Origin of the sequence: Pseudomonas sp. 22189, from assembly GCF_052045635.1 — a bacterium.
Classification (GTDB): Bacteria; Pseudomonadota; Gammaproteobacteria; order Pseudomonadales; family Pseudomonadaceae; genus Aquipseudomonas; species Aquipseudomonas parakoreensis.
In genome coordinates, this window is record NZ_JBQEPG010000044.1 from 1 (window position 1) to 17,539 (window position 17,539).

Below are 17,539 nucleotides of genomic sequence, written 5' to 3' on the forward strand. Positions count from 1 at the left end.
ATCTTTAAACGCAAAAGATCGCAGCCTGCGGCAGCTCCTACACGGGATCGTATTGCCACGGGAGGAGGGCTTTAGATGAGTGCGTTGCCGTACGCCTGGGCCAAGGCCCAGCGCATTCTGTTGTGCGACGGCGTGCTGACCGTTTGCCCATCGACACCGGGCTGGTCGATCAGCGAGGTGCGGCGCCAGTTCGGTGAAACCCCGCTCCGGCGCGTGCGCGACGATGAACTCGACGGCTTGCTCAATACGGCTTACGCGGATACCGGCAGTGCGGCGGCGGTCGTTGGCGCAGCAGAAAACGAAGTCGATCTCGACCGCCTGATGCAGGACATGCCGGAAATCACTGACCTGCTCGACACTCAGGACGGCGCGCCGGTGATCCGCATGATCAACGCCTTGCTCACTCAAGCCGCGCGCGATGAGGCCAGCGACATTCACATCGAACCGTTCGAAACCCATTCGGTGGTGCGCTACCGGGTCGATGGCACCCTGCGTGACGTGGTGTCGCCGCGCAAGGCGCTGCACGGCGCGCTGGTGTCGCGGATCAAGATCATGGCCCAGCTCGACATCGCCGAAAAACGCTTGCCGCAGGACGGTCGTATCGCGCTGCGTGTGGCCGGGCGGCCGATTGATATTCGCGTCTCCACCGTGCCCACCGGGCATGGCGAGCGCGTGGTGATGCGCTTGCTCGACAAACAGGCCGGGCGCCTGCATCTGGAAACCCTCGGCATGGACGCGCAGGTGCTGGCCAAACTCGATCACCTGATCCGCCAGCCCCACGGCATCGTGCTGGTCACCGGCCCCACCGGCAGCGGCAAGACCACCAGCCTCTACGCCGCGCTGGCGCGACTGGATGCCAGCACCAGCAACATCCTCACCGTCGAAGACCCGGTGGAATACGACCTGCCGGGGATCAGCCAGATTCAGGTCAACGCCAAGATCGACATGACCTTCGCCCTGGCGCTGCGGGCAATCCTGCGGCAAGACCCGGACATCATCATGATCGGTGAGATCCGCGACCTGGAAACCGCGCAAATCGCCGTGCAGGCCTCGCTCACCGGGCATCTGGTGCTGGCGACGCTGCACACCAACGACGCGGTGTCGGCGGTCAACCGCTTGATCGACATGGGCGTCGAGCCGTTTCTGCTGGCTTCGTCGATGCTCGGCGTTCTGGCGCAACGCTTGGTGCGACGGCTGTGCAATCAGTGCAAGCAGGAAGACCCGGCGGCACCGGGCACGTGGCGGCCAGTGGGCTGCGCCGCCTGCAACCACACCGGCTACAGCGGACGCACCGGCATCCACGAATTGTTCTGCATCGACGACGACATCCGCACCCTGATTCACCAGGGGGCAGGGGAGCAGGCCTTGCGCGCGGCAGCGGCCAAGGCCGGGATGTTCAGCCTGCGCGAGGACGGCGAGCGCTGGATTCGCAGCGGCGCCACCGCGCCTGAAGAAATCCTCCGTGTGACCCGGGACGCCTGATGAATCGCTATCGTTTTGAAGCCGCCGACGCTACCGGCAAGATCGAGTCCGGGCATCTGGAGGCGGACAGCCAGGGCGCGGCATTCGGCGTGTTGCGCAGTCGTGGATTGACCGCGTTGTCGGTGCACAAGGAAAGCAACGTCGCCCAGCATGGCGGCGGCAGTGGCTTGTTCAGTACGCGGATGTCGGACAACGACCTGGCCTGGGCCACCCGGCAATTGGCGAGCCTGCTCGGTGCCAGCCTGCCGCTGGAGGCGGCGCTCAGCGCGACAGTGGAGCAGGCCGAGAAAAAACACATCGCCCACACCCTTAGCGCGGTGCGCGCCGACGTGCGCAGCGGCATGCGTCTGGCCGAATCACTGGCCGCACGACCACGGGATTTTCCGGAGATCTACCGCGCGTTGATCGCTGCAGGGGAGGAGTCCGGCGATCTGGCGCAGGTCATGGAGCGGTTGGCGGATTACATCGAAGAACGCAACAACCTGCGCGGCAAGATTCTCACCGCGTTTATCTATCCCGGTGTGGTCGGGCTGGTGTCGATCGGCATCGTGATCTTTCTGCTGAGTTACGTGGTGCCGCAGGTGGTCAGTGCGTTTTCCCAGGCTCGGCAGGACTTGCCGGGGCTGACCTTGGCGATGCTCACCGCCAGTGATTTCATTCGCGCATGGGGCTGGTTGTGTGCGGCGCTGATCGCGGGGGCATTCTGGAGCTGGCGCCTGTACCTGCGCAATCCGGCGGCGCGCTTGAGTTGGCATCATCGGGTGCTGAAATTACCGCTGATCGGGCGTTTCGTGTTGGGCCTGAACACCGCACGGTTCGCCTCGACCCTGGCGATTCTCGGTGGTGCCGGGGTGCCGTTGTTGCGGGCGCTGGAGGCGGCGCGGCAGACGTTATCGAATGATCGCTTGAGCCTGAGTGTCAGCGACGCCACGGCCAAGGTGCGTGAAGGGGTGAATCTTGCGGCGGCGTTGCGGGTGGAAAACGTGTTTCCGCCGGTGCTGATTCACCTGATCGCCAGCGGCGAGAAAACCGGCGCACTGCCGCCGATGCTCGAACGTGCGGCGCAAACCCTGTCCCGCGATATCGAACGGCGGGCGATGGGCATGACCGCGTTGCTCGAACCGCTGATGATTGTGGTGATGGGTGGGGTAGTGCTGGTGATTGTGATGGCGGTGTTGTTGCCGATCATCGAGATCAACCAGTTGGTGCAATAACCCCCTGTAGGAGCTGCCGAAGGCTGCGANTTGAAAAGCAGAAGCAAAATCAAAAGATCGCAGCCTTCGGCAGCTCCTACAGAGAATGGAGTAAGCACCATCCACCTGTGGGAGCTGGCTTGCCAGCGATAGGGCCATGCAGAACAACAAATAACTCAGACTTTTTTACCAGGACTTCAGCATCACCCGACCCTCAAAAGCACCATCCTCGGGTTCTCCTTTCTGTCATCTGCAACCACCCCGCAACGGCTGCAGCCAGTTTCAGCCAAACCCACGATCCAGCCCCCTCGCCATCCCCCGCAAACACCCGAGAACCTCCCCTGAAATACCCCGCGCAGCTCCCGAGGTTTTTTCCTTTATCTGTCACCGGAAACTGCGAATTTCTGACTGCGACTTAACCCCGGGCCCCGCTTGCGAAGGTCAGCGGTGAGTCTTCCCAGTGTCATGCAAGACCCCTGAAAACCTGTGTTCACAACCATCGTTGAAAAGGAGATTCTTCATGTTCAAGCGCACTCTGATCGCCGCTTCCCTGACCGTCGCCGCCCTGGCTTCCGCCCAGGCCATGGCCGTTACCGGTGGCGGTGCCACCCTGCCAGCTGCACTGTACAAAGGTTCGGCCGACAGCATCCTGCCTGCCAACTTCAGCTACGCCGCCGTGGGTAGCGGTGCCGGCAAGACCGCTTTCCTGACCAACAACCCGGCCGGCTTCAGCACCACCGGCACCGTGCATTTCGCCGGCAGCGATTCGATCCTCAGCGCTGCGGAAATCAACACCTACAACACCACCTACGGCGCTTCGTACGGCCCGCTGATTCAACTGCCGTCGGTGGCCACTTCGGTTGCCATCCCGTACAAAAAAGCCGGCCAGACCGCGCTGAACCTGACCAGCGCTCAGCTGTGCGATGCGTTCTCCGGTGCCAAAACTACTTGGGGCCAACTGCTCGGCACGACCGATACCACACCGATTCGCGTTGTTTACCGCAACGTTTCCAGCGGCACTTCGGAAATCCTCAGCCGTCACTTGAACTCGGTCTGCCCGACTCAGTTCGCCACCAGTTCCACCTTCACCAACGCGCGTCTGCCAGCCGGTTCGGCACTGCCGTCGAACTGGGTCGGCGTCGCCAACACTGCCGATGTCGCCACTGCCGTGAACGCGGTCGACGGTTCGATCGGTTATGTCGGTCCGGACGGTGTCGATGCTACCAGCAACGCTGTTGTTGCTCGCGTCAACGGTGTTCAGCCAACGTCGCTCAACGTCACCCTGGCACTGTCGTCGGTGTCGGCTCCTTCGACCCCGGCCCAGGCTGCAAACCCTGCCAACTGGTCGCCAGTGGTGGCTAACCCGGCTTCGGGCTACAAACTGGCTGCCTACACCAACTTCATCTTCGGTCAGTGCTACAAGGATGCAACCGTGGCCGCGGCCGTCAAAGCCTTCCTGACTCAGCACTACAGCAACCCGGGCAACAACACTGCGACTCAGGCCCACAAGTTCGTCGCCGTGCCTAACGCCTGGAAAACCGCTGTAACCGCCAACTTCATCACCAACACCTCGGGCAACAACCTGGACATCAACAACGCCAGCGTCTGCAACGCTATCGGTCGTCCTTTGTAAGCTCGCGCGGTCGTAACACCGATGACGGCAACCTTCGGGTTGCCGTCATTTTTTTTGGCTCGAATACACGCCGAACATGAAGTTTGTGTGACATCCGTTCGGTCGCGCCCCTCGCCAACGGCCTATGTCGTAACAGCAGGTTTTTGCAGGCCTGCGGCATCTTTGGCAACCCAAGTGTGGCAATCAAAAAGGATCTCGTAGTGATGCTCGCTCGCCCATCCCGTCGTCGTACCCACGTTCAGTCCTTCCAGCGTGATGCCGTGGAGCCGGCGCTGTGGCTGCTCAAGCCATTGGCGCACGCGGTGGCGTTGTGTCTGGTGGCGGGCAGTGCGCAGGCGCAGACGGCGTTCAGTTCGAGCTGGTTTGCCGCCAAGGGTGCGGCGCAACAGGCTGCGGCGGCGCGTCCGAGCGTGGGTGGCTTGCCGGGGATGACACCGCCATTGGCCCAACAGCAAAAAGCCAATGCGCAGTTGCAGCGTTCGATCCAGACCCTGAACAACACGGTTGCCGCGATTGCTGCGCAACAGGCGGCACAGGCGGCCGGACGCACGGCGGCGTTGGGCACGGTACAGTTTGTACCGGACGGTCTGGGCGAGGGCGGTTTGAAAGTCGATAACAGCCTCACCCAGGGTTGGCAGAACGCCAAGGGCCCGCAACAGACCCGGGCCGACGGCAAGACCACGGTGAAGATCGAGCAGACCGCCGACAAGGCGATCCTCAACTGGGAAACCTTCAACGTCGGCCGCAACACCACTGTTGAATTCGCCCAGCAGTCGAACTGGGCGGTGCTCAACCGCGTCAATGACCCGAATGCCCGAGCCAGCCAGATTCAAGGCCAGATCAAGGGCGACGGCACGGTGATGCTGATCAACCGTAACGGCATCGTCTTCAGCGGCAGCAGTCAGGTCAACGTGCGCAACCTGGTGGCGGCAGCGGCGAATATCACCGATATCCAGTTCCGCGATCGGGGTCTGTATTTCGACAGCAGCGCCACCCAACCGACCTTCACCGATGCGGCCGGCAAAGTGTTGGTGGAACGTGGTGCCTCCATCGACACCCACACGCCGGCATCGTCTACTGCTGCCGGGGGTTATGCCTTGCTGCTCGGCAGCGAAGTACAGAACGACGGCAGCATCAGCACCGCCAAGGGCCAGACCGTGCTGGCCGCCGGTGACCGTTTCTACATTCGCAAGGGCTCGGGCACCGAGGGTAATGCGCTGTCGACCACCTTCGGCAGCGAAGTCATTCCCGGCTTCAAGGCCGGTGCCGTTGCGGGCAAAGTCACCAACAACGGACTGATCCAGTCGTCTACCGGCGACATCACTCTGACGGGTCACGAGGTCGTGCAAAACGGCGTATTGCTCGCCAGCACGTCAGTGGCGACGCGGGGCACGATTCACCTCACCAACCCGATCACCGATACCAACGGCAGCGTGACGCTGGGGCAGGGCAGTGCGACGGCGATCATGCTCGACAGCAGCGACATGACCGCCCTCGACAGCCAGCATCAGGCCGCGCTGACGGGCGTCACGGCCAATAACCGGATCCGTAGCGACCAGTCACGCGTCGAGATTCAGAGCGGCGGCACTGTCGAGTTCCAGAGCGGTTCGATCACCTTGGCCACCGGCGGCCAGGTCGCGGTCAACGCACAACGGCGCAGCCTGGTGCGCGACGGTGCAATGATCGATGTGTCCGGTGCCCTCGGCGTCAAAGTGGCGATGGAAAACAACAGCATCAAGATCAACGTGCAGGGCAACGAGCAGCGCGATGCCTCGGTCAACCGCGAGAAAGGCGCGCTCAACAGCAATGACATCTGGGTCGATGTGCGCGATCTGGTGTATGTGCCGGCGGGCACCAACGGCTACGCCACGGATCGCTGGTACACCGCCGGTGGCCTGTTGGAAGTCGGTGGTTATCTCGGCACTCAGGGCCACAGCGTCGGCGAATGGATGGCTCAGGGCGGCACGGTGAGTTTTGCCGGCAACGACGTGGTGACTGAAAAGGGTTCGCTGATCAACCTGTCCGGCGGCACCCTGGATGTGCAGAGCGGCGAGATCCGCCAGAGCTGGCTGCGTGGCGCCGACGGCAAGTTGTATGAAGTGTCGCGCGCGCCGGGGGACTTGCTCTACACCGGCCTGTACAAAGGTTATGAAGACAGCAGCCAACGCTGGGGCCAGACCAGTTATTACTACAGCCCGCTGATTGCCCCGCGCTCGCGTTTCGAGTCGGGCTACACCGTCGGTCGTGACGCCGGACAACTGGTGATCGCCACGGCCAACGCCGTGCTCGACGGGCAAATGATCGGCGAGGTGTATCAGGGCGAACGGCAGAACCAGGCGCCGAAACCGTTGCTCGACGGCTATCAGCAGAGTCAGACCGCACTGGCGCGGCGGGCGCAGTTGATCGTTGGCAGTTATGACCCGACCTTCGTCGCAGCGTCGAATGGCCTGCTCTACACCCTCAATCCATTGCTCGATCAGGTGCAGATCGGTGGCGCCCGCCCGGTTGCCGGCAGTGATCTGAACCTGAGCGCCGTAGTGTCCGAGTCGCGCAAGGGCAAGTTGTATCTGGATAACGATCAACTCAATGGTTTCCGGCTCGGTGCGCTCAAGGTCGCGGCCAGCGATCAGATTGTTGTTGACGGTGCGCTGACGGTCGATAGAGGTGGCGACATCACCCTGTACTCCCCGGACGTGCAGATCGGCGCCGACCTGACCGCGCGTGGCGGTAGCCTGCGTCTGGGCAATGTGCTCAATCAGTTTCTCAGTAGCGATACCGCTGACACTCGGCTCACGGCGAAGGTCGGCAAGGCGACGCAAGTCACTGTGGCCGACGGTGTGCAACTCGATACCCGTGGTGTATGGAGCAACCTGCGCAGCAACCCGAATGACGGTGCGAGCCTGGCGTCTCTCAATGGTGGCCTGGTATCGATCCGCAGCAGCGGCGATATCGACCTTGGCGCAGGCAGCCTGCTCGATGCGTCCTCCGGTGGCGCTGTGCTGGCCAACGGCAAGACCCGGGGTGGCAAGGGCGGGGACCTGACCCTGGAATCCAGTGCGATTTCGGCGCCCGGTGACACCCACCTGAACCTTGCGGGCGATCTGCGTGGCTACGGTGTCACGGGCGGCGGCACGCTGACAATGCAGGCCAACAGGATTCTCATCGGTCAGACCGACAAGGCGCTGGCCGACAATACCCTGCAGCTGTCTGCCGATCTGTTGCGCAAGGGCTTTTCCGCCTACAACCTGATTGGCCTGAATGGGCTGGACGTTGCTGAAGGTACGGCGATCGATGTGCACATGCCGGTGTACCGTTTCGCTGATGCCGCGCCGAATCAGGTCAGTGGTGTCGATCCGCAAACGGCGCTGGAGCTGTGGACGCCGACGCTGTTCCAGGAAAACCCGACCAAGGGCCTGTTGACCCAACGCGCCGGCGCCAGCCTGACGTTGCAGGGCGGGGCCAGCCTGATCGGTTTGATCGATGCCGCCAACAGCTCGTTGACCCTGGGCCGCGGTTCGCGGATCAGTGTCGATCCGGGGCAGAGCATCAAACTGCGCGGTGCCGGGCAGATCACCGTGGAAGGTGAACTGAATGCCTGGGGTGGTGCGATTGATATCCGTCAGCAACAGTTTGGTTCGAACAAACCGGCGACCGCCATTGTCGTGGCCGATCCGAGCGCACATGACCGCTCCATCTGGATCGGTGAACAGGCTGTGCTGGATGTCTCCGGACGCACCACTACGGCAGTCGATGCGCTGGGCCGCACTTACGGTCAGGTCGGCAAGGGCGGCAGCATCATCATCGGCGGTGAAATCGATGCGAAACTGGCTACAGCCACGGCCGCCGATGCTTATGTGATCGTCCGTGAAGGCGCCCGGCTGGAGGCTTCCGGCAGCGAGACCGTTCTGGATATCGCCGGCCAGGGGCCGACCCGCGTCGCAACCGACGGCGGGCGGATCAGCCTGAGCTCCTACAACGGCCTGTTCGTTGAGGGCAACCTGCGTGCAGTGGCGGGCGGTGTCGGGGCTGCCGGCGGTCGTCTGGACGTTGCGCTTGAAACACCGCTGTACGTTGACTCGGCAAGCAATGCCGTGCGGGCGCCGCGAGAGATGATCATTGGCCAGGCGCCGACGGACAAACCGCTCGCGCCGGATCTGCGTCCGGGCGAGGGCGCCGCTGACCTGCGCTACGGTCAGACGCGCTTGAGCGCAGACAGCCTGATGGCGGGCGGCTTCGATAACCTGAGCCTGTTGAGCAACGGTTTGCTGTCGTTTGACGGCGACGTCAATCTGCACATGAACCAGAGCCTGACGCTGTACGCCGGAGCGCTGTCGCTGGCCGAAACTTCCGCAAATACGACTCGCGTCGATTTGAGCGCGCCGTACCTGCGTCTGTCCGGCGTCGGCACTTATCACGCCGGCTTCGGCCTGATACGGCCGCGATTGACCAATAATCCGACGACACAGCTGTCGGACGCGACCTTCAGCGCGTCAGCGGACTTGCTGGACGTGAGCAATGGCCTGTCGTTCGGTACACAGGGTTCGATCCTGCAACTTGGCGCGCCCGCGGTTGCGTATGGCCGACGGGCATTTGGTCAGGTGAGCCTCGACAGTCGTGGCGATCTGCGTTTCCTCGCGCCCAATGACGGTGCCGAAAAAACCCGGCTGTGGACGCCGGGTGACTTGAACCTCGGTGCTACACAAATCTATCCCGCCAGTGACGTCCAGGCTGAAGTGCGCGTTGGCTATCAGGGTGCCGTTGCGGTGTCCGACCATACGCTGCGGATCAGCAGCCACGGTGCGGCACCCGCTGAGGTGCCGTACTCGGTCTTCGGCAATCTGAGTTTTTCCGCGGCGTACATCGAGCAGGGCGGGGTGGTGCGGGCCCCGCTGGGCAAGATTGTTCTGGGTGACGATCTGCAGACCACCAGTCATGAGGTTCGACTGCTGTCGGGTAGCACCACGTCGGTCAGCGGCGCCGGTCTGGTCATGCCATACGGTGGCACTACGGACGGCATCGACTATCTCTACAACGGTAAATCGGTGGTGTTGAACGGCATCACGGGCGATAAAAACGGCGTGGCCATCGGTGGGCAATACATCAAGGTGCAGAACGGTGCGCTGATCGATCTGTCCGGCGGTGGCGATCTTCGCGGCGCCGGCTTCATTTCCGGACGCGGCGGTTCTACCGATGCGCGCTTCAATCCGCTGGTGCGCAATGCTACCGATGGCACCTTCAGTCTGCCGGGGCTGGCGAGTAATCCGGTCTATGCCATCGTGCCGGGTAATCAGAGCCGTTACGCGCCGGTCCTGGCCGAAGCCGGAGCGGTCGATCCGCGCATCGGCCAGCAGGTCACGATTGGCGCCGGCGTGCCGGGGCTGGCGGCGGGGACATACACGCTGCTGCCGTCCACCTTTGCCTTGTTGCCGGGCGCATTCCGGGTCGAGGTCAACGGTCAGGCGACGCCAGCTGCGACGACGGCAGCGTTGCAGCTACGCAACGGTTCGTGGACCAGCAGCGGGCAGATGTCGATTGCCAATACCGGACTGCGCGACAGTCTGGCCAGTCAGGTGATCCTGACGTCGGCTGACGTGCTGCGCCGTTACTCGCAGTACAACGAAACGTCGTTCACCCAGTTCATCCGCAGCGATGCCGCCCGGCGCGGCGTGCCCCGTGCGTTGGCGCCAATGGACGGCAAGGTGCTCGATCTGCGCCTGAGTACGGGTGGCAAGCAAGAGACTGCGTTGCAGTTTGATGGGCGAGCGCTGTTTGATGCCGCCGAAGGCGGGCTGATCGGCACGGCGGCGCTACGCGGCGGTTACGCCGGCGCCGAGTTCGAGGTGCTCGGTGCGGGGCATGCGCCGACGCCGGGTTTCAGTGGCGTGTCGGTGTACGCCGACACGCTGAACAACTTCAATGCCGGACGTCTGACGCTCGGTGCGCTGCCGGAGGTGATTTACAACACGACCGGCAACATCATCAATTTCGTGGGGACCTCCAGCAACATCACGCTGCGCGAAGGGGCCATCCTGTCAGCGCCGGAAGTCGTGCTGCGCACCACCTCGACCACCGGTGGCATCACGGTCGAAGCGGGTGCCGGGATCAACACCCTGGGGCGTGGCAATGTGGCCTTCGATTCGACGTCCGGCTACCTCTACCAGCCTGAAGCCTCGAGCCTGTTGGTGGTATCGAACGGCTGGTCCCATGTGCTGGCGCCGGCAGCGGCCAGCGGCATCAGCGGCGCGGGCAGCATCCGGATTGGCGTGTGTGCCTCGTCACCCTGCAACGATCCGGCGCTGCTCTATTCGAACGGCAGTATTACGGCGGCGACGGACAATCAGTTCGAACTGGGTGAAGCGGTACGTTTCGGCACGCGCCGACTGGCACTGGCAGTGGGCTCGGTCAACGCCGGCAGCGCCGATGCGCTGGCGGCGGCCGGCGGTCGCGTACCGGCCGGTCTGACCCTTAACCAGAACGTGCTCGACCGCCTGCTGCGCGGCGACACCCAATATGGCGCGCCAGCGCTGGAAACCCTGAGCCTGACCACCCGCGATGCCTTCAATTTCTTCGGCAGCGTGAGCCTCGACACAATCGATCCGCAGACCGGCCAAAGCAAACTGCAGAACCTGGTGCTGGTTACCCCGGCGATCTACGGTCTGGGCGATGCCAACGATGTGGCGAGCATCCGCACCGCCAACCTGATCTGGAACGGTGCGACGCAAAGCCCCGGCAGCGTCATCACCGGTGGCGCCGGTACGGGCAGCGGCACACTGGACATTCAGGCCCAGCGGATCGAGCTGGGTTACGGCCCGATGCCTCAGGCCAGCGGACTGGATCAGAACAATCGTCTGGCGCTGGGTTTTGCCAACGTCAACCTCAGCGCCAGCGAGCGCATCACCGCCAATCACAAGGGCAGCCTGGCGGTTTATCAGGAGCAGGGCGCTTACGATCCGCTCAAGGGTTACAGCTACAGCGGCGGCAATCTGAACCTGCGCACACCGTTGCTCACCGGTGAAGCGGCATCGGTCAGCCTGCTCAAGGCCGGCAACAGCCTGACCCTCAGCGGCGCCGGGGCTGCCGGGGTGGCGAATGCTTTGGGGGCGGAGTTGAACCTTGAAGCCCGCGATGTCGTGCTGGACAGCCGTATCGCCTTGGCCAGCGGCAAGCTGACCGTCAAGTCCGAGGGCGATTTGACGCTGGGCAATGGTGCGGTGCTGGACTTGGCCGGACGTACCTTGCCGTTCAACGATGTCAGCAAATACAGCTGGGGCGGCGACGTATCGCTGTACAGCGCCAACGGCAATATCCGTCAGGCCGCGGGCTCGCGGATCGACCTGTCGGCGAAGAATAATCAGGCCGGTAATCTCAGCGTCGTAGCCTTGGCCGACGCGGCCGGGGTGGTCGATCTGCAAGGCGAGATTGTCGGCGGCAGCAGCGGTTACTACGACGCCGGCGGCACGTTGGTGCCGTACAAGGCCGGTGGCGTGGACATTCGCGCGCAGCGCCTGGGTGGTGACGCCACCGAGCAGTTCGCCGCACTCAATCAGCGCTTGAATGCCGGGCAGGTTTACGGCAGCCGCAGCCTGCAGCTCAAACAAGGCAACCTGGTGATCGGCGATGGCCTCAAAGCGAGCGAGGTCAATGTCTCGCTGGACAATGGCAGCCTGACGGTGGCCGGTCTGATCGATGCCAGCGGCGAGCGTGTCGGCAGCATTCACCTGTCGGCGAAAAATGGCCTGACCCTGGCTGGCAGCAGCGTGCTCGATGCCCATGGTCGCGTGCTGCGGGTCGACAGCTACGGCAAAATCATTGATGCGCCGAACCGTGCCACGGTCGAACTGAATTCCGGCGATGGTTTGCTTACGTTGGGCAGCGGCGCGCGTATCGACCTGCGCCACGGCACTGATGCCGTGCCCGGTTTCCTCGCCGGGCAACACGATGGAGTGCTGCGCGGTACGCTGGAGCTGAACGCGCCGCGTCTGGGCAGCAATGACATCGCCATCGACGCCAGCGGTGTGTTGACCATTCAGGGCGCTCGCTCCATCGGCCTCAACGGTATGCGTCGCTACACCGATGCCCGCGATGGCGTCGATCCAGCGGTCAGTGGCCGACCGTATCAGGTGATTGATCAGGCCATGCTCGAGCGCATTCACGGCGACAGCAATGATTTTATAAACGCCGCACTGGGCAATAACGATCTGCTGCAACGCAAACTCGCCGGGTTGAACAACGCCACGTATGCCGATGCGTTCCATTTGCGGCCCGGTGTGGAGATCGCCAGCAAGACGGCTGACGGTGATCTGGTGGTGGAGGGCGATCTGGATTTGTCCGGTTATCGCTACGCCAGTCTCAATCCGCACACGCAGCTGAACCCCGCCGTATATGGTTCCGGGGAAGCGGGCAGCCTGGTGATTCGTGCCGGTGGCAGCCTCGATATTTACGGCAGCATCAATGACGGCTTCGCGCCGCCACCGGAAACCCAGGATGACGCCGGGTGGAAACTGATTGCCGGTGTGCAGCCGTTCGGTGGCGATCTGATCGTGCCGGGCAGTGGGGTGACGCTGGCCGAGGGCACGCAGTTTCCGCTGGGGGCGACACTCAATTACGACGTGACGATTCAACCAGCGGTTCTGGCCAGTGGCACGTTGCTGCCGACTCAAGCTGTGCTGAACGAGGCGTATACCTTCAGCGCCGGCACCGTGCTGGCGGGGGCGATTCACGACAGCAACGGTCATCTGCTGTACGCCGCCGGTACGCTGCTCAGCGACAGCGTGACGTTGCCTGCCGACACACGCCTGGGCGCCGGCATCCGTTTGAACAAGACCACCGCCCTGCAAGCGATGAACTGGCCCAAGGGTGTGCCGTTGCCAAGCGCTTACGATGCAGACCTGACGACGTTCTCCGGGGTGAAATTAAAGGGCGAACTGGCCTTGTTGCGCGGTTCGCTGATTCCGTCGATGACCGATGTGAAGCTCGCCGAGGGCACTTCGCTGATCGAGTTGCGGCCGTTCAACGGCACACAACAAGGCAAGAACTGGGCGCTGGCCAGCATGCTGCCGTCGGGCAGTGCTTCCTGGTCGATGCGCGTGGTGGCGGGTGCAGATCTTGCTGCGGCCGACAGCCGTGCGGTCAAACCGCTGACCCCTGAAGGCAATCTGCGGCTGGCGGACAGTCATTACGGCGTCAACATCACCACGGCGGCGGGCAAGCTGGTCTGGGCTCCGGATAATCCCTTCTTTACTCCCTACGAGCCGGTCCCTGATGACATGCTCGAGTACTGCCAGCAAATTGCCGATTTGTGCGTACCCATGGCCCGGTGGGTCTGGGCGCCAGGTAGCGGAATGGGGCCGGACTACGAACCGGTTCCCGAGGAGGCTCAATTCATTTGTGATCTGCAGCCGGAACTGTGCATCGGCAACAATCCCGGGAAAACGGCCAAGGCCCATATGCAGATGTTCAGTGTTCTGCGCACCGGCACGGGTGATCTCGACCTGATCGCCGCAGGCAATCTGAGCATGGATTCGCCGTTCGGCGTGTACACCGCCGGCACCCAGTCAGCGAATATCGATCCGCTCTATAACCAGCCGCGCGGGCATCTTTCGGATAACAATTCGGTGTTGGGCACGGCCGGTGCCGCTTATGAAAAATGGGTCGACGGTGGCAGCGACAGCCTCTACCAGGCCTGGTATCCGCAATTGGGTGGCAATCTGCACATCAATGCCGGTGGCTCGGTTTCCGGTGATTCCGTCGGCACAAAAGCACAATCGGTGAATGGCGGTTTCCGCGAACAGATCGCCAGTGTGGCAATGGGTAACTGGCTGTGGCGCCAAGGCACGGGCAACCCGGATGTGCCCACAGCGTGGTGGATCAACTTTGGCAGTTATGCCACGCAGTTGATGAAGTCTGACGGCAATACCGAACCTTACTTGGTCGGCTTCACCGGATTCGGCACCCTGGGCGGCGGCAACATCAGCCTGCGTGCCGGTGGCGACGCCGGGATGCTCAGACCGTTGGGCGATGCGGTCAATTATCCGCGCAGCCAAGGGCTGATCGTTGCCGTGGGCAGCACCGGGCGTGTCGCCGACGATGGCAGCGTGCAGATGACCGGCGGTGGCGATATGGACATTCACCTCGGCGGCGCATTCAACCCATCGCTGCAAGCGCGGGCCGGGGATAACGGGACTCAGCCGCCGAGGCACGACCTGCAAGGCGCACTGATCAACTTGCGCGGTGCGGCGCAATTGACGGGTGGGGCGCTGGGCGGCATCAATCTGCAATACGGTGCCAGCTCGCAGTTGCATGATGTCCGTGAAACCCGACCGCTGGATCCGTTCACCTCGACGACCAGCAACGCTTCTGGTGGCCTGGTGCTGATACCCGGAGACTCCGGCATGAGTCTCAGCACCCGTGGTGATCTGGTATTGGGCGGGGCGGCCGATCCCGGTCGTGTGAGCCAATTCAACGCCACGCCACTGCTCGATAGCGACGCTAATATCCTTACCGGCGGCATCCTGAGCGGCTTCTCACTGTGGACCGATCACACCGCCATCGATCTGTTTTCCGCCGGCGGCAATCTCACGCCCAGCACTCAGTTGGCGCAGGTCGATGGGAGTCTGTCTCCTGTGAGCGGCGCCAATACCTCGCCCACCGATGGTCGTTTTGTCTACCCGGCGATTCTTCGGGCCGTTGCCGCTCAAGGTTCGATTTATGCGGGGCCATCAGCGGCTTACGGGGTCGGCAATGCTGCGCCGAAAACCGCGTATTCCCTGCTTTTGGCGCCTTCTCCATCCGGGCAACTCGAACTGTTGGCGGGCGATTCCATCTATGCCGGCGGCTACGCAATCAATCAGTCCGGTGCCAGCCCGCTGGCCATCGCCACCCCGTTCAGGCCGTCATTCCTCGCCTTTTCCAGCAATAACCCCAACAAGCCTCTCAACAGCAACTACGGCAGTGACGGTGTTAAACCGGATGGTAATTCGCGTTATCCATTGTTCGCTTTTGGGCCCGACAGCTATTCCGGTTTGAGTGATGTGCAGGGGCCCGCACGGTTCTATGCCCTGACCGGCGATCTGGTCGGGATACGCAGTGGTGAGACGTTGAGTTTCGATACCTCGAAACGCACTTGGTACGAAGCAGCAGGCCCTGTCTGGATGATTGCCGGACGTGACATCGTGGCATCCGGAACCCACCTGGGCCAACCGACAGCCGTGCAGCCCGATGAGATGGGCGTGGGTCGGGAAGGCATTACCTCGACCGGCAACCTGTTCGTTCATAACAATCCGCGAGATATATCGCGGGTGTCGGCGGGTCGCGACATTCTCTACAGCAGCTTCGATATCGCCGGCCCTGGCACGCTGGATATCAATGCCGGGCGCAACATCCTGATGGAAAATCGCGCCAGCATTACCAGTCTCGGCGCGATAGTGGCCGGGAATACGCAGCCCGGTGCCAGCGTGGTATTGCAGGCGGGCACGGGCGCGCAGGGGCCGGATTACACAAGGTTCATCGCGCGTTACCTGAATCCGCAGAACCTCGCCAATCCGGATGCCGCTCTCAACAGCCAGCCGGGCAAAGTGGTCAAGACCTACCTCGACGAGTTGCAGAGCTGGCTGACCCTCGGCTACGGCTTCAGCGGCAACGCAGAGCAGGCACAGGCGTTCTACGCCGCGCTGCCGAGTGCCGAGCAGGCGATCTTCGCTCGCCAGGTGTACTTCGCCGAACTGCGCGCCGGCGGCCTGGAATACAACGACGCCGACGGCCCGCGCAAGGGCAGTTATCTGCGCGGTCGCAACGCCATCGCCGCACTGTTCCCGAGCACCGATGTGGCGGGCAATCCGCTGCGTTACGACGGCGACATCACGCTGTACGGCGGCGCCGGGGTCAAGACCCTGTTCGGCGGCGACATCCAGATGCTCACGCCGGGCGGCGGTCAGGTGTTCGGCATCGAAGGCGCGGCACCACCGTCCACCGCCGGGATCATCACCCAGGGCTCGGGCAACATTCAGCTCTACTCGCAGGGCAGCATTCTGCTGGGGCAGAGCCGGATCATGACCACCTTCGGTGGTTCGATTCTCGGTTGGTCGGCCGAGGGCGACATCAACGCCGGTCGCGGTTCGAAAACCACCGTGGTCTACACCCCGCCAAAACGCGTCTATGACACTTGGGGCAACGTGACCCTGTCACCATCGGTGCCGAGCACCGGTGCTGGTATCGCCACACTCAACCCGATTGCCGAAGTCGCACCCGGCGACATCGACCTGATCGCGCCGCTGGGCACCATTGATGCGGGCGAGGCGGGGATTCGTGTCTCGGGCAACGTCAACATCGCCGCGCTGACCGTGGTCAACGCCGCCAACATCGCGGTGCAGGGCAAGACCAGTGGCGTACCGGTGGTGGCTTCGGTGAATACCGGCGCGATCACCTCGGCCAGTTCCGCGGCCTCGTCGGCTACCCAGGCTGCGGAGGACGTGGCGCGCCAGCAGCAGGCGGCAGCACGGCAGAATCAGGCGTCGGTGTTCACCGTGCAGGTGCTGAGTTTCGGCAACGAACAACTGGCGCCAAACCGCGATGGCGCCAGTCGTGCGCCGGCCAGCGGATATAACCCGAACAGCCCGGTGCAGGTGCTGGGCGCCGGGGTGCTGGATGAACAGGCCAGGCAGCAGTTGACCGAGGAGGAGCGTGGGCAACTGACGTTGTAAAAGGCTCTCGTGTAGTACTTTGGGCGACCGGTGGGGCGCCCTTTTTTTGTGTGGGTGGGGAAAGCTCAGGGATACGCTTGTCGAGCGTGCAAAAGGTTGAGAATCTCGATCCGCTCGGTCACCCGATAAACCACGACATAGTTGGGATGGACAACGATTTCCCGGGTGCCGGCGACCTTGCCGAAGCGATAAAGGTAGGGGTGAAGTGGGAGGGCGGAGGTAGCCGCTTCGATGGCGGCGTTCAGTTGACTGGCCGCAACGGCGTTACGGTCAGCGATGTAGTTCAGGGTTTGCCAGAGTTGAGTGCGAGCTTCAGGTCGCCAGTCAACCCGCACTGTTTTTGTTGAGTTTCGATTCGATGAGGGCGCGCATCTCGGCCATCACCTGCTCGTGGGGGATGTTGGGCCGCGGATCATCCATCGAGGCCTGTACCTGTGCCCGGAACCAGCGATCGTAGCTGGCGGCCTGCTCTGGGGTTTCGAAGTCTGAAACGATAAGGGAAAGTTCGGCGCTCATAGTGACCTCCATGATCA

Annotated in this window: 6 protein-coding genes; 4 read left to right on the forward strand and 2 right to left on the reverse strand. The window is 62.9% G+C overall.

What is annotated here, in order from left to right; all coding sequences use genetic code 11:
• Nucleotides 1-75: 75 nt before the first annotated feature.
• From gspE to ACTJKS_RS26790, 4 genes are all read left to right on the forward strand, one after another.
• Entirely contained in the window at nt 76-1,482 is a 1,407-nt protein-coding gene (gspE, locus tag ACTJKS_RS26775) for a type II secretion system ATPase GspE (protein ID WP_108182506.1), read from the forward strand.
• Complete coding sequence (gspF, locus tag ACTJKS_RS26780) at nt 1,482-2,696, forward strand: type II secretion system inner membrane protein GspF (RefSeq protein WP_108182507.1); 1,215 nt, start codon at nt 1,482-1,484, stop codon at nt 2,694-2,696. The genes gspE and gspF overlap by 1 nt, the downstream gene beginning before the upstream one ends.
• Nucleotides 2,697-3,195: 499 nt before the next feature.
• A complete protein-coding gene (locus ACTJKS_RS26785) occupies nt 3,196-4,308 on the forward strand; it encodes a substrate-binding domain-containing protein (protein ID WP_108182508.1) in 1,113 nt (370 codons plus the stop codon).
• A 203-nt stretch (nt 4,309-4,511) separates the two neighbouring features.
• On the forward strand, nt 4,512-17,006 hold the full coding sequence (locus ACTJKS_RS26790; RefSeq protein WP_108182509.1) for a filamentous haemagglutinin family protein: 12,495 nt from the start codon (nt 4,512-4,514) through the stop codon (nt 17,004-17,006).
• A gap of 65 nt (nt 17,007-17,071) precedes the next feature.
• On the opposite strand, the gene ACTJKS_RS26795 is transcribed toward ACTJKS_RS26790, so the two are convergent.
• Nucleotides 17,072-17,341 carry a type II toxin-antitoxin system RelE/ParE family toxin gene (locus ACTJKS_RS26795; RefSeq protein WP_108182510.1) on the reverse strand — a complete coding sequence of 90 codons (270 nt, stop codon included), beginning with the start codon at nt 17,339-17,341 and terminating at the stop codon, nt 17,072-17,074.
• Nucleotides 17,331-17,522 carry a type II toxin-antitoxin system RelB family antitoxin gene (relB, locus tag ACTJKS_RS26800; RefSeq protein WP_003225628.1) on the reverse strand — a complete coding sequence of 64 codons (192 nt, stop codon included), beginning with the start codon at nt 17,520-17,522 and terminating at the stop codon, nt 17,331-17,333. The genes ACTJKS_RS26795 and relB overlap by 11 nt, the downstream gene beginning before the upstream one ends.
• Between the last annotated feature and the right edge of the window lie 17 nt (nt 17,523-17,539).

Excerpts from the sequence above, each read along its gene's own strand:
- gspE (WP_108182506.1), top strand. The coding sequence starts at position 76 with ATGAGTGCGTTGCCGTACGCCTGGGCCAAGGCCCAGCGCATTCTGTTG.
- gspF (WP_108182507.1), top strand. The coding sequence starts at position 1,482 with ATGAATCGCTATCGTTTTGAAGCCGCCGACGCTACCGGCAAGATCGAG.
- ACTJKS_RS26785 (WP_108182508.1), top strand. The coding sequence starts at position 3,196 with ATGTTCAAGCGCACTCTGATCGCCGCTTCCCTGACCGTCGCCGCCCTG.
- ACTJKS_RS26790 (WP_108182509.1), top strand. The coding sequence starts at position 4,512 with ATGCTCGCTCGCCCATCCCGTCGTCGTACCCACGTTCAGTCCTTCCAG.
- relB (WP_003225628.1), bottom strand. The coding sequence starts at position 17,522 with ATGAGCGCCGAACTTTCCCTTATCGTTTCAGACTTCGAAACCCCAGAG.